The sequence below is a fragment of the Mycolicibacterium tokaiense genome, from assembly GCF_010725885.1.
GTDB classification, from domain to species: domain Bacteria; phylum Actinomycetota; class Actinomycetes; order Mycobacteriales; family Mycobacteriaceae; genus Mycobacterium; species Mycobacterium tokaiense.
The window spans coordinates 4,630,838-4,652,940 of record NZ_AP022600.1 but is presented as its reverse complement, the minus strand read 5'-3'; the positions used below and the strand labels follow the sequence as shown (position 1 = coordinate 4,652,940).

Here is a 22,103-nt window from a genome sequence, read left to right as displayed (position 1 = left end):
ACCGGCGGGGTCTATCATCGCCGACCATGCCTGCGCCGCCACGGACCATCACCGAGCCAGCACGTGAGCTCGACGTCATCCACGAAACCGACGTCCTGGTGGTGGGTTCCGGTCCGGGTGGCCTGGCCGCCGCCCTTTCCGCCGCGAGGGCCGGCGTGCAGGTGACGTTGGTGGAACGCTTCGGCTGTTTCGGTGGCAACATCACCGCCGTCGGCGTCGAGGGCTTCGCCTGGTATCGCCACGAGCAGACCGTGGAGGCCGGCGGCCTGGGCTGGGAGTTCGAAGAGCGCGCCAAGGCGATGGGCGCGGCGGTGCCCGAAAGCCAGTCGCTGTCCTACGAATTGGACTCCGAGGGCTTCAAGGTGGTCGCCGACCGGCTGGTGGAGGAAGCGGGCGTGCGCGCCATGCTGCACCGCCAGTTCGTCGCGCCGCTCATGGACGGCGACACGATCATCGGCATCGTCACCGAGTCGAAGGCCGGGCGCGAGGCGATCCTGGCCCGGCGGGTGGTCGACGCGACCGGTGACGCCGACGTGGCGACACGCGCCGGTGCGCCGACACACCGGACCCCGGTCGAGGAGATGATGGCGGCGTCGGTGATGTTCCACCTCGCCGGCGTCGACAAGGCCGCGTTCCTGGCCGGGGTCGCCGAGGATCCGCAGACCTACCGCGACTGGTCGGCCGGCGAGTTCAGCGCCGACGAGACCGCGGACAAGGACGCCGACCTCTATTCGCCCTACCTCGGAAAGCCGTTCGCCAAGGCCATCGCCGACGGGGTGCTGCCTGCCGATCTGAACACCATCGGCGGCACCTGGGGCGCGATGCACGACACCGGTGAACTGACGTACATGAACCTGGTGCACCTGGCCGGGTGCGACGGCACCGATCCGGACAGTCTGACCCGGTTCGAGATCGAGGGCCGACGGCAGACCATGCTGGCCATCGAGGCCCTGCGCCGCTACACCCCGGGCTGCCGCACCGCCCGGTTGCGCAACTTCGGTATGACGATCGGTATCCGCGACACCCGCAAGATCGATGCCGTCTACAACCTGACCGAAGCGGATGTACGCCATCAGGGCCGGTTCGACGACAGCATCGGGATCTACCCCGAGTTCATCGACGGCTACGGCGTCCTGGTGCTGCCGACCACCGGGCGCTACCTGCAGATCCCCTACCGGTCACTGCTGCCGAAGTCCGTGCACCATCTGATCGTGGCCGGGCGTGCCACCGGCGGTGACCGGATAGCTCATGCGGCAACCCGGAACATGTCGTGCTGCGCGGTCACCGGTCAGGGCGCCGGCGTGGCCGCCGCCCTGTCGATCCGGACCGGCCGGACCTTCGCCGACGTCGAGATCGACGCCGTCCAAGCGGAACTGGTGCGCCAGGACGTCCGGATCGACTGACCGACGCTGCGGGTCACCCGATCGCCGCGGCCCAGTTGGCACCGAGGAACTCGGCGTTCTTGGTGGTCTGCTCATCCGTGGGGATCACCGGGGTGCCGTCGACCGGCGGCAGGGCGTCGAACGCGGTCTTGTCGATCGTCCCGGCCTCGGCCATCGTGTCTGCGCGCACCGGGCGGGCCCCGCCCTCGAGATAGAGGTTCTGACCCTCGTCGCTGTAGAGGAACTCCTGCCACAGCCGGGCCGCCGCGGGGTGCGGGCCGTCTTTGTTGATGGCCTGGAAGTAGTAGCCCCCGACCAGGGCATCGTTGGGAACGAACACTTTCCAGCTCGGCAGCTTGGCGGTCTCGGCGGCGTTGAGGTAGTCCCAGTCGATGACGACAGGGGTCTGACCCGACTCGATGGTCGCCGGCGTCGGGTCCACCGGCAGGAAGTTGCCGGCCTGCTTGAGTTGGCGGAAGAAGTCGACGCCGGGGGCCAGATCGTCGGCGGACCCGCCGTTGGCCAGCGACGCCATCAGCACACCGTTGGCCGCGGCGCTGGCGGTGGTGGGGTCGCCGTTGAGAGCGACCTTGCCCGCGAACTCCGGCTTGAGCAGGTCCGCGACAGCGGTGACGTCGGGGACCTTCGACGAGTCGTAGCCGATGGACATGTAGCCGCCGTAGTCGTTGACCCAGGTGCCGTCGGGGTCCTTGAACTGCTCGGGAATGTCGTCGAAGGTGGCCACCTTGTACGGCGCGAACATCTGCGTGTTCGCCAGTGCGATGGCCTGACCGAGATCGAAGACATCGGGGGCGGTGCTGCGGCCCTTCTGCTGGTTGGCGGCGTTGATCTCGTCCTGACTGTTGGCGTCGGGCTGCGCCGAGTTCACCTTGATCCCGTACTTGTCCGAGAACGTGCTGATGATCTCGCCGTAGTTCGCCCAATCCGGCGGCAGCGCAATGACGTTGAGCTCGCCCTCGGCCTTGGCGGCCTCGACCAGGGCATCCATGCCGCCGAAGTCCTCGGCGGAGGTGGCGGTCCTGGCATCAACACCGCCCTCGGACTGGGTGCTGCTGCTCTCTTTCTCGGGAGGCGCACACCCCGCCAGGGCGAGCGCGACGACGGCAACCATGGTGAACAACCGTGAACTTCCCACGGAGCGGACACTACCGCGCCCGGGCCGCTGCCACCGGTCGGTTGCGCTATTCCGAGGGCAGCAGCACGTCGGCGTCGAAGCAGGTGTGATCGCCGGTGTGGCACGCACCGCCGGTCTGGTCGACCACCAGCAGCACGGTGTCGCCGTCGCAGTCCAGGCGCACCGAGTGCACATGCTGGGTGTGCCCCGACGTCGCACCCTTGACCCACTGCTCACCACGCGATCGGGAGAAATACGTGGCCTCGCGGGTGGCCAGGGTTCGGGCCAGGGCGTCGTCGTCCATCCACGCCACCATCAGCACATCACCGGAACCGCGCTCCTGCGCCACAGCGGTGAACAGCCCGTCGGCGTTGCGCTTGAGCCGGGCGGCGATCGCGGGATCCAGGCTCATCGCACACAAATCCCGTCCGCGGCCATGGCCGCCTTGACCTGACCGATGGTCAGCTCCTTGAAATGAAAGACGCTGGCCGCCAACACCGCATCGGCACCGGCGTGCACGGCGGGGGCGAAGTGGTCCACCGCGCCGGCGCCGCCACTGGCGATCACCGGCACCGTCACCGCGGCGCGCACCGCAGCCAGCATGGCCAGATCGAACCCGGCCTTGGTGCCGTCGGCGTCCATCGAGTTCAGCAGGATCTCACCGACACCGAGTTCCGCGCCACGCCTGGCCCATTCGACCGCGTCGATGCCGGTGCCGCGGCGCCCGCCGTGGGTGGTGACCTCCCACCCGGACGGCGTCGGAGCCTCCCCGGGCGGCACGGTGCGGGCATCGACCGACAGCACGATGCACTGGGAGCCGAACTGTCGGGACATCTCGGCCAGCAGTTCCGGCCTGGCGATGGCAGCGGTGTTGACCGACACCTTGTCCGCACCGGCGCGCAGCAGCACGTCCACATCGGCGACCGCACGCACTCCCCCACCGACGGTCAGTGGGATGAACACCTGCTCGGCCGTCCTGCGGACCACCTCGAGCATGGTGGCCCGGCCCGACGACGACGCCGTGACGTCCAGGAAGGTCAGCTCATCGGCGCCCTCGGCGTCGTAGACGGCCGCCAGCTCGACGGGATCGCCTGCGTCACGCAGGTTCTCGAAGTTCACCCCCTTGACGACCCGGCCCGCGTCGACGTCCAGACACGGGATCACCCGGGTGGCCAGAGTGCTGTCCGCAACGGTCATCGGTAGTCCTCCGGGTCGCCTGCCGATTTCACGATGTCGAGGATCTCCCCGTGCACACCCGGGGCGGCGGCCAGTGCGGAACTGGCCGCCGGCGTCCACGGCTCGCCGGTCAGGTCGGTCACGATGCCACCGGCCGCACGGACCAGGGCCACACCGGCGGCGTAATCCCACACATGATCACCGAACGTCACTGCGCCGGCCAGAATTCCGTCGGCCACGAAGGCCAGGTCCACCCCGGTGGCGCCGTGCATGCGCAGCCGCGAGCACTCCCGGCTCATGTTCTCCAGCACCGCGAGGCGGTACCGGCCCGGGTAGCGCCCGCGCCAGTCGACGTTGAACGTGCCGAAGCCCAGGATCGAGTCCTTGAGGGTCGGCGATTCCAGCGGCGGCTGAACCTCGCCGTTGACGAACAGCTGCTCGCCCACCACGGCGGTGTAACGCTGGTCGGTGAACGGCAGCCAGGTCAGCCCGGCGACCGGTTCGCCGTGACTCATCAATCCCAGCAGGATCCCGGCCATCGGCGAGCCGGCGGCGTAGTTGACCGTGCCGTCGATCGGATCGAGCACCCACACCAGATCGGAATCGACAGGGGCGCCGCCGAACTCCTCGCCGTGCACCTCGATACCGGTGCGTTCGGTCAGCGCGGAAACCACCTCGCGCTCGATGGCCAGGTCGATCTCGGTGGCGAAGTCGTTGCCCTTCTTACTGACCGCCGAATCGGCGCGGTGACCGACCAGGAACCGGTCGACCACGCCGTCCAGGATCGTCGACGCCTCGGCGACCAGCGCGGCAAAATCGGTCATCGGCTGACCGCGGACAGAGCCTCCGGCAAGGTGAAACGACCCGCATAGAGCGCCTTTCCGACGATGGCGCCCTCGACGCCCTCCCCGGTGAGCGTGGCGATGGCCACCAGGTCCTCGATGCTGGAGACACCGCCCGAGGCGATCACCGGGGCCTCGGTCCGCGCGGCCACCGCCGAGAGCAGCTCCAGGTTGGGCCCGGTCAGGGTGCCGTCCTTGGTGACGTCGGTGACGACGAACCGCGAGCAGCCTTCACCGTCGAGGCGTTCCAGCACCGGCCACAGGTCCCCGCCGTCGGTCTCCCAGCCGCGCCCGCGCAGGCGGTGCTGCCCGTCGACGATCTGCACGTCGAGGCCCACCGCCACCTTGTCGCCGTGCTCGGCGATGGCCTTGGCGCACCAGACCGGGTTCTCCAGCGCCGCGGTGCCCAGGTTGACCCGGCGGCACCCGGTGGCCAGCGCGGCCCTCAGCGACTCGTCGTCGCGGATGCCACCGGACAGTTCCACGTCCACGTCGAGCTTGCCGACCACCTCGGCCAGCAGCTCGCGGTTGGACCCGCGGCCGAACGCGGCGTCGAGGTCCACCAGGTGGATCCACTCGGCGCCGTCACTCTGCCACTGCAGCGCGGCGTCGAGCGCCGAACCGTAGTCGGTCTCGCTGCCGGCCTGGCCTTGCACCAGCCGCACCGCCTTGCCGTCCACCACGTCGACGGCGGGCAACAAAATCAGAGAAGTCACAGTCCCTCAACCCAATTGGCGAGCAGTGTCGCGCCGGCGTCACCACTCTTTTCCGGATGAAATTGTGTCGCCGACAGCGGTCCGTCCTCGACGGCCGCCAGGAACGGCACGTGATGCCGGGCCCAGGTGAGCAAGGCATCGGGGTTGCCTGCCCAGTCCTGGGCGGCATAGGAGTGCACGAAGTAGAACCGGGTCTGCGAATCCAGCCCCCGGAACAGCACGCTGTCGGCCGGTGCCTGCACGGTGTTCCAGCCCATGTGCGGGACGACCGGCGCATCCAGGTGCGTGACGGCTCCGGGCCATTGACCGCACCCGGTGGATTCGACCCCGAACTCGACGCCCCTGGCGAACAGGATCTGCATCCCGACACACACCCCGAGCACCGGCCGGCCGCGCTGCAACCGGTCGGCGATGATCTTCTCCCCGCCGATCGCGCGGAGCCCGGTCATGCAGGCCTCGAATGCCCCCACGCCGGGCACCAGCAGTCCGTCGGCCTCGGCCGCCGCACCCGGGTCAGCGGTGACCTCGACGTCTGCTCCGGTGCGTTCCACCGCGCGCTGCGCCGATCGCAGATTGCCGGACCCGTAGTCCAGCACCACGACTTTGGCTGTCACAGTGTGCCTTTGGTTGACGGGACCCCGCTGACCCGGGGATCGAACTCGACGGCCTGGCGCAGTGCGCGGGCCACGGCCTTGTATTCGGCCTCGGTGATGTGGTGCGGGTCGCGGCCGTAGAGGGTGCGCACGTGCAGCGCGATGCGGGCGTTGAAAGCCAGCGCCTCGAAGACGTGGCGGTTGATCACTGTGTGGTAGGGCACCGACGACCCGGCAATGGTGAAACTCACCATCGACTCCGGCTCCCCGGTGTGCACGCAGTACGGCCGGCCGGACACGTCGACCGCGGCATGCGCCAGGCACTCGTCCATGGGGATGAAGGCGTCACCGAAGCGGCGGATGCCCTTCTTGTCGCCCAGAGCCTGCCCGAGTGCCTGACCCAGCACGATGGCGGTGTCCTCGACGACGTGGTGCGCCTCGATGTGTACGTCGCCGGTGGCACGCACGGTCAGATCGAAGCTGGCGTGGGTGCCCAGCGAGGTCAGCATGTGGTCGAAGAACGGAACGCCGGTATCGATCTGGACGACGCCGGTGCCGTCGAGGTCGAGTTCGACCACGATGTCGGACTCTTTGGTGGTGCGCTGCACACGGGCACGCCGGTCGGTGAGGGTCTGGGTCATGAGGCTCCTAGCGGCTGGGCCAGTTCGGTGGCGGCGAGGGTGGCGCTGGTGGTCAGCAGGGCATCGTTCTCCGCGGCCAGTCCGGTGGTGGCGCGCAGGTAGCCGGGGATCCCGACGTCACGGATCAGGACCCCGGCGTCGAGGTAGCGCTGCCAGGTGGCGGCGGCGTCGACGAATTCGCCGAACAGCACGAAGTTGGCGTCGCTGGGGATGACGCGGAAACCCATGCCGGTCAACGCTTCGGTGACCCGCTGCCGCTCGGCGATCAGAGTGGCGACGCTGCCGAGGGTGTCATCGGCGTGGCGCAGGGCGGCCCGGGCGGCGGCCTGGGTGACCACCGACAGGTGATACGGCAGGCGCACCAGCAGCATGGCGTCGATGACGGCCGGGGCGGCGACCAGGTACCCGAGCCGCCCGCCGGCGAAGGCGAAGGCCTTGCTCATGGTGCGGCTGACGATCACCCGGGTGGGGAACTCGTCGATCAGGGCGACCGCGCTGGGCTGCGAGGAGAATTCACCGTAGGCCTCGTCGACGATCAGCACGCCGGAGGTCATGCGTTCGAGGATGCGCCGCAGATCCGCCAGCGGCACACTCTGCCCTGAGGGGTTGTTCGGGCTGGTCACGAAAATCACGTCGGGAGAACGGTTGTCGATCGCACTCAGCACCACGTCGAGATCGAGGCCGAAGTCCTCGGCCCGCGTAGCCTGCACCCACTCGGTCTGGGTGCCGTCGGCGATGATGGGGTGCATCGAGTAGGACGGCACGAACCCGATGGCGCTGCGGCCGGGGCCGCCGAATGCCTGCAGCAACTGCTGCAGGATCTCGTTGGATCCGTTGGCCGCCCACAGGTTCTCGACGCCCAGCGCCACACCGGTCTGCACGCTCAGGTAGGCGGCCAGGTCGGCGCGCAGCGCCACGGCGTCGCGGTCGGGGTAGCGATGCAACTCGGCGGCGGCGGCGGCCACCGACGCGGTGACGTCGTCGATGAGCGCCTGCGTGGGCGGATGCGGGTTCTCGTTGGTGTTCAGCCGCACCGGTACCTGCAACTGCGGTGCGCCGTAGGGCGACTTGCCGCGCAGGTCGTCGCGCAGCGGCAGGTCATCGAGCCCGATGCGGGCACCCGGTGTGCTCATCGCTCGAACCTCCGGCGCACGGCCTCACCGTGAGCGGGCAGGTTCTCGGCTTCGGCCAGGGTGATCACGTGTCCGGAAACGTCTTTGAGCGCCGCCTCGGAGTAGTCGACGACGTGGATGCCGCGCAGGAAGGTCTGCACCGACAGGCCGCTGGAGTGGCGGGCGCACCCGGCGGTGGGCAGCACGTGATTGGACCCGGCGCAGTAGTCGCCCAGCGACACCGGCGACCACGCCCCGACGAAAATGGCTCCCGCCGAACGAATCCGGCCCGCCACCTGGTGCGAGTCGGCGGTCTGGATCTCCAGGTGTTCGGCGGCATAGGAGTTGACCACGCGCACACCGGCATCGATGTCGTCCACCAGCACGATGGCCGACTGCTTGCCCAGCAGCGCCGTCAGCACGCGGTCGCGGTGCACGGTGGTCTGCAACTGGCGGGCCAGCTCGGCGTCCACGGCCACCCCCAGGTCACTGCTGGGGGTCACCAGCACGCTGGCGGCCATCTCGTCGTGCTCGGCCTGGCTGATCAGGTCAGCCGCGACGTGGACGGGATCGGCGGAATCGTCGGCCAGGATGGCGATCTCGGTGGGGCCGGCCTCGGCATCGATGCCCACCTGCGAGCGGCAGATGCGCTTGGCGGCGGTCACGTAGATGTTGCCCGGGCCGGTGATCATGTCCACCGGTGCCAGCTCGGCCCCATCGGTGTCGGTGCCGCCGTAGGCCATCAGAGCGACCGACTGTGCACCACCGACCGCCCAGACCTCGTCAACGCCGAGCAGCGCGGCGGCGGCCAGGATGGTCGGGTGCGGCAGGCCACCGAACTGGGCCTGCGGCGGGCTGGCGATCACCAGCGAATCGACGCCCGCGGTCTGGGCCGGGACGACGTTCATGATGACGCTGGACGGGTAGACCGCGTTGCCGCCGGGCACGTAGAGGCCCACCCGCTCGACGGGCACCCAGCGTTCGGTGACGGTGGCGCCGGGCGCCAGTTCGGTGGTGGTGTCGGTGCGGCGCTGATCAGCGTGGACGATGCGGGTGCGCTCGATCGCGACCAGCAGAGCGGAGCGGATGTCGGCGTCGAGTTCGTCGAGGGCCTGCTGCAGGGCCGCGGCCGGCACGCGGACGGCTTGCGGGCGGACCCCGTCGAACTTCTCCCCGAACTCCAGGGCCGCCTCGGCGCCGCGCGCTGCGACCGCGTCGACGATGGGGCGCACCGTGGGCACCACCGCGTCGACATCGACACCGCCGCGGGGCAGGGCGGCGCGCAACTGCGCCGCAGACAGGGCGCGGTTGCGCAGGTCGATCCGGGACATCTCAAAACTGGCCATCACCGTCGATTGTCCCTGATCGGGGCACCTGAATGAAAATTGATTGAACTGCGGTGTTCGCCACTGCCAGACTCCCGCCATGGAGTGGGAAGTCTGGCTTGCCTTCGTGGGCGCCTCGATCCTCATCAGTGTGTCGCCGGGCGCCGGTGCGATCCTGTCGATGGCCACCGGGCTGACCCTCGGTGTGCGCCGCACCTACTGGACGATTCTGGGCCTGCAGATCGGGCTGATGGTGCAGTTGGCGCTGGTCGCAGTGGGGTTGGGCGCTGCGCTGGCGAGCTCGGCGCTGGCCTTCACGGTCATCAAGTGGCTGGGGGTGGCCTATCTGGTTTATCTGGCGGTGCGGCAGTGGCGGCTGGCCGGGGCGGATCTGCGGACGCAGATGTCGCCTGCTGGCGCCGCCGGCGCGACGGCCCTGATCACCCGCGGCGCGCTGGTCAATCTGACCAACCCCAAGGGCCTGGTGTTCCTGTTGGCGGTGGTCCCGCAGTTCGTCGACCCTGCAGCACCGCTGCTGGCGCAGTACCTGGCGATCGGGTTCACCATGGTGGCGGTGGACCTGGTGGTGATGGGCGGTTACGCGGGCCTGGCGTCCCGGTTGCTGGGCTGGCTGTCCACCCCCCGCCAGCAACGCGCCGTCAACCGGACGTTCTCCGGCCTGTTCGCGACGGCGGCCGTGGTGCTGGCGTTCGTGCGGCGTGCGGCGACTGCCTGAGCCAGGTCCGGCTCAGAAGGGTGGTTCGTCATCGTCGTCGCGCGGTGGCGGCGGGGGCGGTGGTCGCCAGTCGGCGGTAATGGATTCGTCTTCCCAGGGGTCGTTGATCCAGGGACACCAGCTGGCGGTGCGGCGCCTGCCACTGAGGACCAGTCGCTTGAAGCGGACGTCGTTGCGCCGCCCCCGCTGCTTGATCTCATGCGCCCGCCCCTGGTTGATCCACCGGGTCTGCTGGTTGGCGGCCTGTTTGGCGGCCAACCCGGCGCGGGCGGCAGCGATCCGGGTGGCTTTCTCAACCTGGGGGTCCCGCGGTCGGGTCCACGGTTTCGGGCGACACGCCTCGGCGAGGTCGTCGAACAACTCCGCCCCATCCGGGGTGCACCGGTACGTGCGCCCCGTGGGTGAGGTCCACTCGATGGTGCCGCCGGTGAGTTGTCTGGTCGTCCAGCCGCCCTCGCCGGTGAGGAACGTCTTGATCCGGTGATGGGTGCGGCATTTCGGATCCAGGTTGAACCCGGCGGTCCAGCCACCGCTGAGTGGATGTTGATGGTTGAACGGGATGCTGTGATCGAGGTCCGCGTTCCAGGCGGGCTGGTTGCAGAACGGGAACGAACACGTCAACCCCCGCACCCGCACCCAGCGGTCCATCGCCGCCGACCAGCTGTGGCGCAGCAGCACCGAGGTGCCGTCGCGAGTTTCGGTCGCCGCGGTGGGGTTGGTGTCAGGATTGCGCACATCGCGGCACACGGTGCCCGGCTGGTCAACGAGTTCTCGGACTTGGTCGGCGTCGATGACGCCGTAGCCCTGCAGGAAGCCAGGTTCGTCGCTGTCGCCGGTGACGGTGGCGGCCGGGGCGATCACGTTGATGACGTACTGCGCCGCCGCCGCCGGCGTGGTGTTGGGTTCGGGTCTGGGGGCGGGGCAGTCCTCACGCCCACACGCGCACGCCAACACAAAGCTGCCGTCGGCGATGGCCTCCGCCGCATCCACGCGGCGCTGCACCAACGTTCGCGGATCCTGGGCGCACACCGCCTTGGCCATCTGATCCAGCCGGGCATCCACTTTGGCGATCACCGGAGCGCCGGCGTAGAGCCGGATCTCACCCATCCCATTGGGCAGCGCCTTCGCGCTGACTCGGCGTTCGGTGTCGGCGGCGACGCGGCGTTCTTTCGCACCCTCGGGATCCACATGCAAGATCGCCCGATCCACCGCACCCTGCAGCCGGGTACGGGACCAGCACTCCCAGGTCGCGATCTTCGCGGCGAGGTTCCGGTCCAGGTCTTTGATGGCGTCCTCGGTGACGTTGGCGGTGCGATTGATGATGGTTCTTGTCGATTCCCAGTCCAACCGCCCGGAGGCCAGCAGGCCGTAGATCTGCGGCAACCGCTCATCAAGGGCATCGGCATAGCCCACGATCGTCATGGCCACCGCCGGCGGCACCCCCAGCGCGGGCCCGACTTCGGCGGCGGTGCGCACGAACCCGGAGATCAACCCGAAACCGGGGTCGCCGTCGGGCAACAGGGCTTGTTGGTCGTAGCCCTCGTTCATCCGCTGAGCCAACAACGCAGCGATGGCGGCCATCCGATGCGCCCACACCGCGGACTCATCAAGGCGGGAAGATTCCACCTCGGTGAGCAGCGCTCCGGGATCGCATCCTTCGAACATACATTCGATTTTATCATCGTCGCACCGCGCCTGCCAGCAAAAATAGCCAGTTGTGGATGAAGTCCAGACTGTGTGCCGACCAGACAGGGATACCGATTTGGCGTTGGTGACAACGACGCCGCAGCGTGTGCATCTCGCAGTGACCCGACGACACCCCTCGCGGGCCGTCTCGACGTTCTGCGCCCAGCACAGCGCTGACGCGTCACGACCGGTGCACGAGCCGCGGTGCACGAGCCAAGGACTCGACGACCAAGGTCGAGCCCGTCAGAAGTCCAGACCGACGTCGAGCACCCGCACCGAATGGGTGAGGGCACCGACCGCCAGGTAGTCCACGCCCGTGCCGGCATAGGCCGCCGCAGAGTCCACCGACAGGCCGCCGGAGGACTCCAGCTGCACCTTGGGAGCGCGGGAGTCGCGGCGCTGCACCGCAATCTGGGTCTCCCACACCGCGAAGTTGTCCAGCAGGATCAGCTCGATGTCCTCAGCGAGCACCTCGTCGAGCTGCTGCAGGGAATCCACCTCGACCTCACAGGGCAGGTCCGGAGCCGCCTCGCGGACCGCCCGCAGTGCAGCCACCACCGATCCGGCGGCCGCCACGTGGTTGTCCTTGATCAGTGCCGCATCACCGAGGCCCATCCGGTGGTTGACTCCCCCACCGACGCGCACCGCGTACTTCTGCAATGCCCGCATGCCGGGCATGGTCTTGCGGGTGTCGCGGATGCGGGTGTGGGTGCCCTCGACCGCGGCCACCCATTCCGCGGTGGCGGTCGCGATGCCGGACAAGTGGCACACCAGGTTCAGCATGGTGCGCTCGGCGGTCAGCAGCCCCCGGGTCTTCGACTCCAGGGTCAACAGCGCGTCGCCGGGCAGCAGGGTGTCGCCGTCGTCGGCACGGCCCAGCACCCGGTACCCGTCGGGTCCGAGAACCTCGTCGAGCACCAGCAGGGCGATGTCGATGCCCGCGACCACGCCGTGCTGGCGGGTCACCACCGCCGCCGTGGTGGTGGCGTCTGCGGAAACCGTTGCCAACGTGGTGATGTCGGGCCCGTAGCGGAGGTCTTCGTCGAGCGCGCGGGCGATGGCTGCCCGGGCTTCGACGAACTCGGTGTCAGTGAGTCTCATCAGCACACCACCACCGTCTCGACAAGGGCCCGGCCGTCGACCAGTCGCACCGTCGCGCTGTGTTCCAGCGCATCGTCGGCGTCCGGGTGATCGCCGCGGTGGTGCGCACCGCGGCTCTCGGTGCGCGCGGTCGCCGCTGCGGCCAGCGCCGCCGCGGTGGTGGTGAGCGCGCCATCCTCGAACTGCCCGCGGGTACGGGCCCGAGCGGACGCGGCGGACTCGACCGTGTTGCGCAGCGCTCGCAATCCGTCGGCGTCGCGCACCACCGAGGCCCACCGGGTCATGGCCTGCTGCAGCGCCGGCCGCTTCAAGGTGGGGACAACCGCGTCGTCGGAGATCTGCGCGGTGCGGGCCGGCGACCCGGCGGCGAAATCGGCGGCGGTCACACCGGCCCGGCCACCGACGACCAGGCCTTCGAGCAGGCTGTTGGAGGCCAGCCGGTTGGCGCCGTGCATCCCGGTGCGGGCCACCTCGCCTGCGGCATACAGCCCCGCCAGCTCGGTCCGCCCGAATACGTCGGTGACCACCCCACCGCAGGAGTAGTGCGCGCCGGGCACCACGGGAATGGGCCGGCGGGTGGGGTCGATGCCGGCAGTGTGGCAGGCGGCGGTGACGGTCGGGAATCGCTGAGCGATCCGGTCCACGTGCCGCGCATCGAGATACACACACTCCGCACCGGTATCCCGCAGGCGGGCATCGATGGCGGCGGCCACCACGTCGCGCGGCGCGAGATCTCCCATCGGGTGCACACCGGCCATGACGGGCTCACCGCGCGCGTCGACCAGGACGGCTCCCTCACCGCGCAGCGCCTCGGTGATCAGCGGCCGGCGTCGGCCCCCGTTCGCCGAATACAGCATCGTGGGGTGGAACTGGATGAACTCCAGGTCGGCGACCGGCAGGCCGGCCCACAGCGCCAGGGCGATGCCGTCACCGGTGGCACCCTCGGGGTTGGTGGTGGCGGTGTACAGCTGCCCGAGTCCACCGCTGGCCAGGATCACCGCGGGGGCGTGGATGATGCCCGGCCCCTGCGGGCTGAGCACCGAGACCCCGGTGATCGCGTCATCGTCGCGCAGCAGGGCCACGGCAACGTGCTCAGTCCGGATGTCCAGCTGGGCGGCGGCGGTGGTGAGGGCGCGCTGGACCTCGGCCCCGGTGGCGTCGCCGCCTGCATGCACGATGCGGCGCCGGGTGTGCCCACCTTCGCGCCCCAGTGCCCAACTGCCGCCTCGCTTTTCGTCGAAACGGGCCCCGTCGGCCACCAGGGTGCGAACGGCGCGGTGACCGTCGGCGACGATGGAGCGCACCGCGTCGGGATCACACAGTCCGCCGCCGGCGGCCAGCGTGTCGCCGACATGGGCATCCACGGAATCGTCGGTCCTGGGCATCACCACGGCGATACCGCCCTGGGCGTAGGCGGTCGAGGTGTCGGCCGTCTTGCTCAGCACCAGGACCCGGCGCCCCTGCCGGTGGGCGGCCAGGGCCGCGGTCAGACCGGCGACGCCGGTGCCGATGACCACGACGTCGGTGCGCAGCTGCCAGAATCGGCTGCCGCCGCAGGCGGCGAGGGGTCGGTTCATTCCCCGCCGCCGGGCTGTCCGATTTCGATCATCCGCGTGACGCTGCGCCGGGCCAGCCGGGCGGTCTCGGCGTCGACGTGCACTTCGTCGGCCTCCTCCACCAGGCAGCGCAGCAGCGCCGCGGGGGTGATCATCTTCATGTACCGGCACGACGCCCGATCGTTGACCGCCTGGAAGTCGATGTCCGGTGCGGCCCTGCGTAACTGGTGCAGCATCCCGACCTCGGTGGCCACCAGCACCTGGCGGGCGCTGCTGTCGCGGGCGGCATCGAGCATGCCGCCGGTGGACAGGATCTTGACCCGCTCGGCCGGGAACGAGCCTTCGCCGGCCAGGTACAACGCCGAAGTGGCGCAACCACATTCAGGGTGGACGAACAGTTCGGCGTCGGGGTGGGTGCGGGCCTGCTCGGCCAGTTCGTCGCCGTTGATTCCGGCGTGCACGTGGCACTCGCCGGCCCAGATGTGCAGGTTCTGGCGCCCGGTCTCGCGTCGCACGTGCGCGCCCAGGAACTGGTCCGGGCAGAACAGCACCTCACGGTCCTCGGGAATCGAGGCCACCACCTCGACGGCGTTGGACGACGTGCAGCAGATGTCGGTGAGTGCCTTCACCGCGGCGGTGGTGTTGACGTAGGACACCACCACGGCGTCGGGGTGTTCGGCTTTCCATTCCTGGAGCTGGTCGGCGGTGATGGAGTCCGCCAGCGAGCAGCCGGCCCGCTGATCAGGGATCAGGACGGTTTTCTCGGGCGAGAGGATCTTGGCGGTCTCGGCCATGAAGTGCACACCGGCGAAGACGATGGTGTCCTCCGGCGCCTCGGCCGCGATGCGCGACAGGGCCAGCGAGTCGCCCACGTGGTCGGCGACGTCCTGGATGGCGGGCAGCTGGTAGTTGTGCGCCAGCAGCGTGGCGCCGCGCATCTCGACCAGCCGGCGGATCTGCTGCGCCCACGCCTCGTCGCCGATGACACCGGAGTAGCCGTCCGGGCCGTTGGTGATCTGGGCCGTCAATGCGTCCATGCGATCGAGGACTGTCATGACCGCTCCTTTCGCCATCGAGGTTTTCGACTTATGATCGAAAACATGCCACATCGTAGCACTGCCCATGAAGTGCTCGCCGTCGTCTTCCAGGTCCGCCACCTCGAATCGAGGAACCCGCAGCTCAGCGTGCTCCTCTGGGAACGGGCCCTGGACCCCGAGCGCGGGGCCTGGGCACTGCCCGGCGGCCGGCTGGAGCACGACGAAGACATGATCCGTTCGGTGCGCCGTCAACTGGCCGAGAAGGTGGACCTGCGTGAGATCGCTCACCTGGAGCAGCTGGCCGTCTTCTCCGATCCGCAGCGGGTACCGGGCGACACCCGCACCATCGCCACCACATTCCTGGGCCTGGTGCCCTCGCCCGCCACCCCGGAACTGCCCGCCGACACCCGCTGGCACCCGGTGCATCAGTTGCCACCGATGGCGTTCGACCACGGCCCCATGGTGGCGCACGCGCGCAGCCGGCTGGCCGCCAAGCTCTCCTACACCAACATCGGATTTGCGCTGGCGCCAAGAGAATTCGCGCTCTCGACGTTGCGCGACATCTACAGTGCGGCCCTGGACTACCAGGTGGATGCCACCAACCTGCAGCGGGTGCTGGCCCGGCGCGGCGTGATCACCCGGACCGGCACCACCGCGCAGTCGGGCCGCAGCGGGGGCAGGCCGGCCGCCTTCTACAAATTCACCGAATCCCGGCTGCGTGTCACTGACGAGTTTGCCGCTTTCCGTCCGCCAAGCTGACCCGAGTGGTTTCCTAAGGGTTCTCTGAGAGAGAATGGCTGCTTCGGCTGCGAGGAGGACAGGCATGGACGTGGGCAACGCCGCCACAGCGACCGCCACCGACACCATGGGTGCCGCGTGGATCGGCGCCGCACCGCACGAGGAGCTGCCACGTGGCCGTAGGCCGCTGCTCCCCCGCCCGCAGCTTCCCCAGGACGATCCCTTCTACCTGCCGCCCGCCGGCTTCGAGCACGCCGAGCCCGGCACCGTGCTGCGCTCCCGCGACGTCGAGCTGGCCTTCCTGGGCTTGATCCCCCAGCAGTTCACCGCCACGCAACTGCTCTACCGCACCACCGACCTGCACGGCGAGCCAGAGGCCACCGTCACCACCCTGCTGGTGCCCACCGAGCGCACCGCACAGACACCGTGCCCGGTGGTCTCCTACCAGTGCGCCATCGACGCCGTGTCCGACCGGTGCTTCCCGTCCTACGCCCTGCGCCGCGGCGCCCGTGCCGCGGGTTCGCTGGCACAGTTGGAGCTGCTGCTGATCGCCGCCGCCCTGGCCGAGGGCTGGGCGGTGTCCGTCCCCGATCACGAGGGTCTGCGCGGGTTGTGGGGCGCACCGGTGGAACCGGGCTACCACATTCTCGACGGGCTGCGGGCCGCCACCAGCCTGGACCGCCTGGGTCTGTCGGAGACGTCCCCGCTGGGGCTGTGGGGGTACTCCGGCGGCGGACTGGCCACCGCCTGGGCTGCCGAGGTGGCCGCCGACTACGCCCCGGAACTCAACATCGTCGGCGCCGTCCTGGGTTCGCCGGTGGGCGATCTAGGCCACGCGTTCCGCCGGCTCAACGGCAGCATCTACTCCGGCCTGCCCGCCATGGTGGTCGCCGCCCTGACCCACATCTACCCCGACCTGGACCGGCTGATCCAGCAGCACGCCACCGACGAGGGCAAGGCGATGCTGCGCAAGCTGGAGACCCAGACCACGATGAGCGCCATCCTGCGGCTCGTCCGGAAGGACATGGACAACCTGGTGGATCTGCCGCTGGAAGAGATCCTGGCCGGCCCCGAGGTCCAGCAGGTGTTTGCCGACATCAAGCTGGGCACCGCAGCGCCCCGGGTGCCGGTGCTGATCGTGCAGGCGGTGCACGACCGCATCGTGTCGGTCGACGACATCGACACCCTCGCCGAGGTCTACACCGCCGGCGGGTGTGAAGTCACCTATCACCGCGACATGTTCAGCGAGCACATGCTGCTGCACCCGATGTCGGCACCGATGACCCTGCGCTGGCTGCGCGACCGCTTCGCCGACCGGCCGCTGGGCGAGCACCTGGCCCGCACCAAGTGGCCGACGCTGCTGAACCCGTCCACCTACCGCGGGATGCTGCGCCTCGGTGTGATCGCCACCAAGGTGATCACCGGCCGCCAGCTCGAGCGGCTACCGCTCTCCCGTTTCGACCGCTGAGGTGGGCGCCTGCTGCGCCGGCAGCGGATACGGCAGATACACCGGCTCCACCGGCGGGTAGGCCCCCAGATCGTCACGGGCAGTGGCCACCGCGAACAGCGCGTACACCAGCGCGGCCGTGGCGGCAGGCAACAACAGTGTCGCCGCCGCCTGCAGGGGTGAGGAACCGAAAAACACCGACGGCGCCTCGGTGTAGTAGTACACCCGCGCCTCGGGACTGATCGGCGCGGTGTCCAGTGAGACGGCCGGGTGACGCGACGACATCAGCAGCGCTCCCACGGCGCACGCCGCCGCCGACGACAGCACCGCACCCAGCGACAGTGCTGCGGCCAGCAGCGGTCCGCGATGCGCCCGCCACTGCCAGACCAACACGGGTGCCACCACCGCCACCACCCACAGCATCCCCAGCATCAGGAACGCCGCGACGAAGAAGTGGTCGGCTTCCTCGCCGAGATAGCTCTGCACGCGTTGGCCGGCGCGGGTCAGAGCGAAGACTCCGTGGACCGGCGGCGCCCACCAGGCCCACAGCGCGCCCACCACGGCCCCGACGACGGTCATTCCCGCCACCACCGTCAGTGCGGCGCGACCCCGCCCGGTGCGCGGCGCGTCGGCCGTCACCGGCGGGTGTCCAGATCCCGGGAGTCCACCTGGCCGTGCCGCGAGCAGGCCGCCCGCCACCCGTCCGGGCGCACCTGCACGATCATCCGGCGCCCGCAGGCCGCGCAGAACCGCGGCGGCTCCAGGCCCAGCTGCGCGGCGGTGGGCACGGCGGCACCGGCAGCGTCCTCGGTGGCGACACCGGTGTAGACGTTGTAGGCGCCGGCGGCCACCGGCTCCGGCGAGGCAGTCGAGTAAACCATCACCTTGCCTTTGTACAGATCGAGTCAGAGGCTCGCGTTGAGAGCCTTGATGGGCATCTGCAGGTCTTCGAGCAATTCCAGGTCGGCCTCGGCCGGGCGGCCCAGCGTGGTCAGGTAGTTGCCGACGATCACGGCGTTGATGCCGCCGAGGATGCCCTGCTTGGCGCCCAGGTCGCCGAGGGTGATCTCGCGGCCACCGGCAAAGCGCAGCATCGTGCGGGGCAGCGCCAGCCGGAAGGCGGCGACCGCCTTGAGTGCCTCGTTGGCCGGCAGCACCTCCAGATCACCGAACGGGGTGCCCGGACGGGGATTCAGGAAGTTCAGCGGGACCTCGTGGGGGTTCAGCTCGGCCAGGTTGGCGGCGAACTCGGCGCGCTGCTCCAGCGTCTCACCCATGCCCAGGATGCCGCCGCAGCAGACCTCCATACCGGCCTCGCGCACCATCTCCAGGGTGCTCCAGCGCTCTTCCCACGAGTGGGTGGTGACAACGTTCGGAAAGAACGACTGCGCGGTCTCCAGGTTGTGGTTGTAGCGATGTACGCCCATGTCCTTGAGGCGGTCCACCTGTTCCTGGGTCAGCATGCCCAAGGAGCAGGCGATCTGGATGTCGACCTCGTTGCGGATGGCTTCGATGCCCGCGGCCACCTGGGTCAGCAGCCGCTCGTCGGGGCCGCGCACCGCGGCCACGATGCAGAACTCGGTGGCACCGGATTTGGCGGTCTGCTTGGCCGCCTCCACCAGGCTGGGGATGTCCAGCCAGGCACTGCGCACCGGCGAGGCGAACAGCCCGGACTGCGAGCAGAAGTGACAGTCCTCCGGGCAGCCGCCGGTCTTGAGGCTGATGATCCCCTCGACCTCGACCTCGGGGCCGCACCAGCGCATCCGGACGTCATGGGCGAGCGCCAGCAGCTCCTCGAGCTGGTCGTCGGGCAGCTGCAGCACCTGCAGCACCTGGTCCCGGTCGAGGCCTTGACCTCTGTCGAGCACCTGCTGGCGGGCCTCGGTGAGGATGTCGAGTGCGGCTTGTGTCACGGCTGGGCTCCATCCCTGTCTGCCACTTGAACGGTGTTCAGGTTAGGCTAGCGGTGTGCAGCTGCACAAACGCGACGTGATCGCCACAGCCACCCGGATCCTGGACAACTTCGGGATCGCCGACCTGACGATGCGCCGACTGGCGCGCGAGCTCGACGTCACCGCCGGCGCCCTGTACTGGCATTTCGCCAACAAGCAGGAACTGCTGGGCGCGGTGGCCGATGAGCTGCTGCGCCCGGCCTGCCGCTGCGTCGACGGGCTGGGCTGGCGTGAGCGCATCGCCACGGTGTGCACCCGGCTGCGCGACGCCCTGCTCTCCCACACCGACGGCGCCGAGTTGGTATCGGCCAGCTTCGCCTCCGGCCAGTCCGCGGCCATGCCGCTGGTGGTGGGGCTGCTGACGGCCGCCGCCCGCGATGCCGGCATGCCGGAGGCCGAAGCCGAGCTGGCGGCGCGCACGATCATCTACTACACGCTGGGCTTCACCGTCGACGAGCAGTCCCGTCTCCAGTTGGACTCGGCCGGGGCGCTGCCGACCGGCGGGCCGGCGTTCGACCGCCCGGACACCTTCGGCTTCGGCCTCGCGCTGCTGATCGACGGGATGGCGGTCCGCGCCACCAGTTAGATCAGCCGGTGTTCGACCTTGGCGTCGCCGTCCCAGCGGCGCAACCCCACGAAGGCGGCCGACAGGTCACCGGGCACACACGCCAGGGCCACGCCGATCTGCTCGGCGGACAACCGCCGGCCCAGCGTCGCGTGCGGGGTCCACTGCCCCGGCTCGGTGTGCGGGACGCTGACGTCCCGGTAGGGCGCGCAGAGCGTGTGGATGTCGCGGTGCAGGTCCAGCAGCGGCGCGGACGCCACGATCAACTGCGCCAGCACGAATCGGCCGTGGCCGAACAGCAGCGGCGCCCCGACGGTGCACGGCAGCGGGAACCGGTCGCCGAGGGTGGCCAGCCCGGCGTCGACGCCGGCGTCGAGATGCCCGGCCACCGTCACGGTGACGTGCGGGCGGTTGGTGTCCGACTGGACCCGGTTCTGGCTCGGCACCCCGGCGGCGTCGAGGGCGTCCCAGACCGCCCGCAGCGCGGCGTCGGTCTGATCGTCGAAGGTCAATTCGATGGAATGCGCCACGGTGTCATCAGATCAGCCCGGCCACCCAGGCGGTGTCGAACGCCGCCGAACACAGCGTGGTGAAATCCTGGGCTGACAGCGACCCCGCGCCCGCGGGCAGGGCGGCCCGCACCGGCGCCAGCTCGGCGAGCGCACCGCGGTTGGAGATCTCCGCGGACCCGGGCGCCGCCGGCCAGGAGCCGATCACCAGCCCGGCGCAGTCCAGCCCCCGGTGCGCCAGCGCCTCCAGCGTGAGCGCGGTGTGGTTCAAGGTGCCGAGCTCCGCGGAGACCACCACGACGACGGGGGCGGTCAGCTCGGCGGCCAGCTCGCGCAGGGTCACCCCGTCCGCGGCGAGCTGGACCAGCAGTCCCCCGGCCCCCTCGACCAGGGTCAACTGCCCCGGGGCGTCGAGGTCCCGGATGGCGGTGACCAGCTCGTCGGCGGTGGGCAACGGCAGCCCGGCCAGCTCGGCCGCCGCCGCGGGCGCCAACGGCTGCGGGTAGCGGGCGACGCCGCGCAGTGCGGTGACCTGGGCGAGCCGGCCGATCTCGGCGAGGTCGTCATCACCGGCGCCGCCGTCTGCCGGGTCGGTGCCGGTCTGCACCGGTTTGCACACCGCCACCGGCAGATTCGTGAACCGGGCGTGGCAGGCCAGCGCGGCGGTGGCCACGGTCTTGCCGACACCGGTGCCCGTACCGGTGATCACCACTACCGACATGCCAACACCTCGGTGAGCACGGCCTGCGCCAGCGCCAGCTCGTCGGGGGTCAGCGACGCCCTGGCCGTCAGGCGCAGCCGCGACGTCCCGGCAGGCACCGTCGGCGGCCGGAAGCATCCGACCCGGACACCGCGGTCCAGGCAGGCCTGCGCGGCAGCCACCGCGACATCCGCCTCACCGAGGATCACCGACACCACGGCCGACTGCGGTTCCCCGGTGACACCGCACATCTGCGCCAGCACCCGGGCGTGGCGCAGCACCGCGTCCGCCCGCTGCGGTTCGGCGGCCAACAGGCGTAGCGCGGCCAGCGCCGAACCGACGGCGGCGGGTGCCAGCCCGGTGTCGAAGATGAAGGTCCGGGCGGCGTCGATCAGGTGGTCACGCACCGCCACCGAGCCCAGTACCGCGCCGCCCTGGCTGCCCAGTGCTTTGGACAGCGTCGTCGTCATGACGACGTCCGGGGCGTCGGCCAGGCCGGCCTCCTGCAGCAGGCCGCGACCGCCGTCTCCGCGGACCCCGAGGCCGTGGGCCTCGTCGACCAACAGCACCGCGCCGTGGCGTCGGCACACGTCGTGCAGCTGCTGCAACGGCGCCAACGCACCGTCGGCGCTGAACACCGAGTCGGTGATGACCAGCGCCCGGTCCTCGGTGCGCGCGGCCAGCACGGTGGCGACGGCGTCGACGTCGCGGTGTGCGGCGACGTGGACCCGGGCCCGCGACAGCCGGCAGGCGTCCACCAGCGAGGCGTGCGAGTACGCGTCGGAGACGATCAGGGAACCGGGACCCGACAGCGCCACCACCGCGCCGAGGTTGGCGGTGTATCCCGAGGAGAACACCAGCGCAGCAGGTGCGCCGACAAACTCGGCGAGCGTCCGCTCGAACTCCTGGTGCAGCTCGGTGTCCCCGGTGACCAGCCGCGAGCCCGTGGATCCGGCGCCCCAGGTGCGCAAGGCGGCGATGCCGGCCTCGATGACCTCGGGATGCTGCGAGAGCCCCAGGTAGTCGTTGGAGGCCAGGTCCAGATCGACGGGCGCGGCGCCCCGCGGGCGCAGGGACCGGCGCAGTCCCGCGGCGCGGCGCTGCTGTTCGGTGTCGGCGAGCCATGCCAGCGGTGCGACGTCGGTGGTGAACAC

General features: G+C 70.0%; 24 protein-coding genes. 5 read left to right on the top strand and 19 right to left on the bottom strand.

Going from position 1 to position 22,103, the window contains the following annotated elements; translation table 11 throughout:
* Nucleotides 1–26: 26 nt before the first annotated feature.
* A complete protein-coding gene (locus tag G6N58_RS22640) occupies nt 27–1,403 on the top strand; it encodes an FAD-dependent oxidoreductase (RefSeq protein ID WP_115277211.1) in 1,377 nt (458 codons plus the stop codon).
* Between the two features lie 13 nt (nt 1,404–1,416).
* On the opposite strand, the gene G6N58_RS22635 is transcribed toward G6N58_RS22640, so the two are convergent.
* From G6N58_RS22635 to hisD, 9 genes are all read right to left on the bottom strand, one after another.
* Nucleotides 1,417–2,514: an ABC transporter substrate-binding protein gene (locus G6N58_RS22635; protein WP_115277212.1), complete on the bottom strand. Its 1,098-nt coding sequence runs from the start codon at nt 2,512–2,514 to the stop codon at nt 1,417–1,419.
* A 70-nt stretch (nt 2,515–2,584) separates the two neighbouring features.
* Nucleotides 2,585–2,929, bottom strand: coding sequence for a phosphoribosyl-AMP cyclohydrolase (gene hisI / locus G6N58_RS22630; RefSeq protein ID WP_115277213.1), 345 nt, complete (start codon nt 2,927–2,929; stop codon nt 2,585–2,587).
* A complete protein-coding gene (gene hisF, locus G6N58_RS22625) occupies nt 2,926–3,714 on the bottom strand; it encodes an imidazole glycerol phosphate synthase subunit HisF (RefSeq protein WP_068916786.1) in 789 nt (262 codons plus the stop codon). The genes hisI and hisF overlap by 4 nt, the downstream gene beginning before the upstream one ends.
* Nucleotides 3,711–4,517, bottom strand: a complete 807-nt coding sequence (locus G6N58_RS22620; protein ID WP_115277214.1) for an inositol monophosphatase family protein — start codon at nt 4,515–4,517, stop codon at nt 3,711–3,713. Before G6N58_RS22620 ends, hisF begins: the two co-directional genes overlap by 4 nt.
* Nucleotides 4,514–5,242, bottom strand: coding sequence for a bifunctional 1-(5-phosphoribosyl)-5-((5-phosphoribosylamino)methylideneamino)imidazole-4-carboxamide isomerase/phosphoribosylanthranilate isomerase PriA (priA, locus tag G6N58_RS22615; protein ID WP_068919826.1), 729 nt, complete (start codon nt 5,240–5,242; stop codon nt 4,514–4,516). The genes G6N58_RS22620 and priA overlap by 4 nt, the downstream gene beginning before the upstream one ends.
* A 5-nt stretch (nt 5,243–5,247) precedes the next feature.
* Nucleotides 5,248–5,865 (bottom strand): imidazole glycerol phosphate synthase subunit HisH, encoded by a 618-nt coding sequence (gene hisH / locus G6N58_RS22610; protein WP_115277215.1) that lies wholly within the window; start codon nt 5,863–5,865, stop codon nt 5,248–5,250.
* Nucleotides 5,862–6,485 (bottom strand): imidazoleglycerol-phosphate dehydratase HisB, encoded by a 624-nt coding sequence (gene hisB / locus G6N58_RS22605; RefSeq protein ID WP_115277216.1) that lies wholly within the window; start codon nt 6,483–6,485, stop codon nt 5,862–5,864. The genes hisH and hisB overlap by 4 nt, the downstream gene beginning before the upstream one ends.
* The gene (locus tag G6N58_RS22600; RefSeq protein WP_068916782.1) at nt 6,482–7,618 is read right to left on the bottom strand and encodes a histidinol-phosphate transaminase; all 1,137 of its coding nucleotides are present in this window, start codon (nt 7,616–7,618) and stop codon (nt 6,482–6,484) included. Before G6N58_RS22600 ends, hisB begins: the two co-directional genes overlap by 4 nt.
* Complete coding sequence (gene hisD, locus G6N58_RS22595; protein ID WP_115277217.1) at nt 7,615–8,943, bottom strand: histidinol dehydrogenase; 1,329 nt, start codon at nt 8,941–8,943, stop codon at nt 7,615–7,617. The genes G6N58_RS22600 and hisD overlap by 4 nt, the downstream gene beginning before the upstream one ends.
* Nucleotides 8,944–9,022: 79 nt before the next feature.
* Between hisD and G6N58_RS22590 the strand changes: the two genes are divergently transcribed.
* Nucleotides 9,023–9,658, top strand: a complete 636-nt coding sequence (locus G6N58_RS22590) for a LysE family transporter (protein WP_115277218.1) — start codon at nt 9,023–9,025, stop codon at nt 9,656–9,658.
* Nucleotides 9,659–9,670: 12 nt separating this feature from the next.
* On the opposite strand, the gene G6N58_RS22585 is transcribed toward G6N58_RS22590, so the two are convergent.
* From G6N58_RS22585 to nadA, 4 genes are all read right to left on the bottom strand, one after another.
* The gene (locus G6N58_RS22585; protein WP_115277219.1) at nt 9,671–11,323 is read right to left on the bottom strand and encodes a DUF222 domain-containing protein; all 1,653 of its coding nucleotides are present in this window, start codon (nt 11,321–11,323) and stop codon (nt 9,671–9,673) included.
* Between the two features lie 264 nt (nt 11,324–11,587).
* On the bottom strand, nt 11,588–12,445 hold the full coding sequence (gene nadC / locus G6N58_RS22580; RefSeq protein ID WP_115281335.1) for a carboxylating nicotinate-nucleotide diphosphorylase: 858 nt from the start codon (nt 12,443–12,445) through the stop codon (nt 11,588–11,590).
* Nucleotides 12,445–14,022, bottom strand: coding sequence for an L-aspartate oxidase (locus G6N58_RS22575; RefSeq protein ID WP_115277220.1), 1,578 nt, complete (start codon nt 14,020–14,022; stop codon nt 12,445–12,447). Before G6N58_RS22575 ends, nadC begins: the two co-directional genes overlap by 1 nt.
* Entirely contained in the window at nt 14,019–15,056 is a 1,038-nt protein-coding gene (gene nadA / locus G6N58_RS22570; protein ID WP_068916777.1) for a quinolinate synthase NadA, read from the bottom strand. The genes G6N58_RS22575 and nadA overlap by 4 nt, the downstream gene beginning before the upstream one ends.
* A gap of 45 nt (nt 15,057–15,101) precedes the next feature.
* Between nadA and G6N58_RS22565 the strand changes: the two genes are divergently transcribed.
* Nucleotides 15,102–15,797, top strand: a complete 696-nt coding sequence (locus tag G6N58_RS22565) for an NUDIX hydrolase (RefSeq protein ID WP_115281336.1) — start codon at nt 15,102–15,104, stop codon at nt 15,795–15,797.
* Nucleotides 15,798–15,861: 64 nt separating this feature from the next.
* Nucleotides 15,862–17,244, top strand: coding sequence for a lipase family protein (locus tag G6N58_RS22560; RefSeq protein WP_115277221.1), 1,383 nt, complete (start codon nt 15,862–15,864; stop codon nt 17,242–17,244).
* Here the strand turns inward: G6N58_RS22560 and G6N58_RS22555 are convergent.
* Genes G6N58_RS22555 through bioB form a run of 3 tightly spaced genes read right to left on the bottom strand, consistent with a single transcriptional unit; the run spans nt 17,218 to nt 19,136 of the window.
* Nucleotides 17,218–17,802, bottom strand: a complete 585-nt coding sequence (locus G6N58_RS22555; protein ID WP_115281337.1) for a DUF2567 domain-containing protein — start codon at nt 17,800–17,802, stop codon at nt 17,218–17,220. The genes G6N58_RS22560 and G6N58_RS22555 overlap by 27 nt on opposite strands.
* 56 nt (nt 17,803–17,858) lie before the next feature.
* Entirely contained in the window at nt 17,859–18,104 is a 246-nt protein-coding gene (gene bsaP / locus G6N58_RS22550) for a biotin synthase auxiliary protein BsaP (protein WP_115277222.1), read from the bottom strand.
* Nucleotides 18,105–18,128: 24 nt separating this feature from the next.
* Nucleotides 18,129–19,136: a biotin synthase BioB gene (gene bioB / locus G6N58_RS22545; protein WP_115277223.1), complete on the bottom strand. Its 1,008-nt coding sequence runs from the start codon at nt 19,134–19,136 to the stop codon at nt 18,129–18,131.
* 55 nt (nt 19,137–19,191) lie between these two features.
* Here bioB and G6N58_RS22540 point away from each other — a divergent pair, with 55 nt between their 5' ends.
* A complete protein-coding gene (locus tag G6N58_RS22540; protein ID WP_115277224.1) occupies nt 19,192–19,761 on the top strand; it encodes a TetR/AcrR family transcriptional regulator C-terminal domain-containing protein in 570 nt (189 codons plus the stop codon).
* On the opposite strand, the gene G6N58_RS22535 is transcribed toward G6N58_RS22540, so the two are convergent.
* From G6N58_RS22535 to G6N58_RS22525, 3 genes are read right to left on the bottom strand one after another with little or no spacing between them, the layout of a single operon-like run.
* A complete protein-coding gene (locus G6N58_RS22535) occupies nt 19,758–20,270 on the bottom strand; it encodes a 2'-5' RNA ligase family protein (RefSeq protein ID WP_068916771.1) in 513 nt (170 codons plus the stop codon). The genes G6N58_RS22540 and G6N58_RS22535 overlap by 4 nt on opposite strands.
* 7 nt (nt 20,271–20,277) lie before the next feature.
* Nucleotides 20,278–20,970, bottom strand: a complete 693-nt coding sequence (bioD, locus tag G6N58_RS22530) for a dethiobiotin synthase (RefSeq protein WP_115277225.1) — start codon at nt 20,968–20,970, stop codon at nt 20,278–20,280.
* Nucleotides 20,961–22,103 (bottom strand): 8-amino-7-oxononanoate synthase, encoded by a 1,143-nt coding sequence (locus G6N58_RS22525; protein ID WP_115277226.1) that lies wholly within the window; start codon nt 22,101–22,103, stop codon nt 20,961–20,963. The genes bioD and G6N58_RS22525 overlap by 10 nt, the downstream gene beginning before the upstream one ends.

Bases quoted from the DNA above. Each gene is read 5' to 3' on its own strand.
- G6N58_RS22640 (WP_115277211.1), top strand. From the start codon at position 27: ATGCCTGCGCCGCCACGGACCATCACCGAGCCAGCACGTGAGCTCGAC.
- G6N58_RS22635 (WP_115277212.1), bottom strand. From the start codon at position 2,514: ATGGTTGCCGTCGTCGCGCTCGCCCTGGCGGGGTGTGCGCCTCCCGAG.
- hisI (WP_115277213.1), bottom strand. From the start codon at position 2,929: ATGAGCCTGGATCCCGCGATCGCCGCCCGGCTCAAGCGCAACGCCGAC.
- hisF (WP_068916786.1), bottom strand. From the start codon at position 3,714: ATGACCGTTGCGGACAGCACTCTGGCCACCCGGGTGATCCCGTGTCTG.
- G6N58_RS22620 (WP_115277214.1), bottom strand. From the start codon at position 4,517: ATGACCGATTTTGCCGCGCTGGTCGCCGAGGCGTCGACGATCCTGGAC.
- hisB (WP_115277216.1), bottom strand. From the start codon at position 6,485: ATGACCCAGACCCTCACCGACCGGCGTGCCCGTGTGCAGCGCACCACC.
- G6N58_RS22600 (WP_068916782.1), bottom strand. From the start codon at position 7,618: ATGAGCACACCGGGTGCCCGCATCGGGCTCGATGACCTGCCGCTGCGC.
- hisD (WP_115277217.1), bottom strand. From the start codon at position 8,943: ATGGCCAGTTTTGAGATGTCCCGGATCGACCTGCGCAACCGCGCCCTG.
- G6N58_RS22590 (WP_115277218.1), top strand. From the start codon at position 9,023: ATGGAGTGGGAAGTCTGGCTTGCCTTCGTGGGCGCCTCGATCCTCATC.
- G6N58_RS22585 (WP_115277219.1), bottom strand. From the start codon at position 11,323: ATGTTCGAAGGATGCGATCCCGGAGCGCTGCTCACCGAGGTGGAATCT.
- nadC (WP_115281335.1), bottom strand. From the start codon at position 12,445: ATGAGACTCACTGACACCGAGTTCGTCGAAGCCCGGGCAGCCATCGCC.
- G6N58_RS22575 (WP_115277220.1), bottom strand. From the start codon at position 14,022: ATGAACCGACCCCTCGCCGCCTGCGGCGGCAGCCGATTCTGGCAGCTG.
- nadA (WP_068916777.1), bottom strand. From the start codon at position 15,056: ATGACAGTCCTCGATCGCATGGACGCATTGACGGCCCAGATCACCAAC.
- G6N58_RS22565 (WP_115281336.1), top strand. From the start codon at position 15,102: ATGCCACATCGTAGCACTGCCCATGAAGTGCTCGCCGTCGTCTTCCAG.
- G6N58_RS22560 (WP_115277221.1), top strand. From the start codon at position 15,862: ATGGACGTGGGCAACGCCGCCACAGCGACCGCCACCGACACCATGGGT.
- G6N58_RS22555 (WP_115281337.1), bottom strand. From the start codon at position 17,802: ATGACCGTCGTCGGGGCCGTGGTGGGCGCGCTGTGGGCCTGGTGGGCG.
- bsaP (WP_115277222.1), bottom strand. From the start codon at position 18,104: ATGGTTTACTCGACTGCCTCGCCGGAGCCGGTGGCCGCCGGCGCCTAC.
- bioD (WP_115277225.1), bottom strand. From the start codon at position 20,970: ATGTCGGTAGTGGTGATCACCGGTACGGGCACCGGTGTCGGCAAGACC.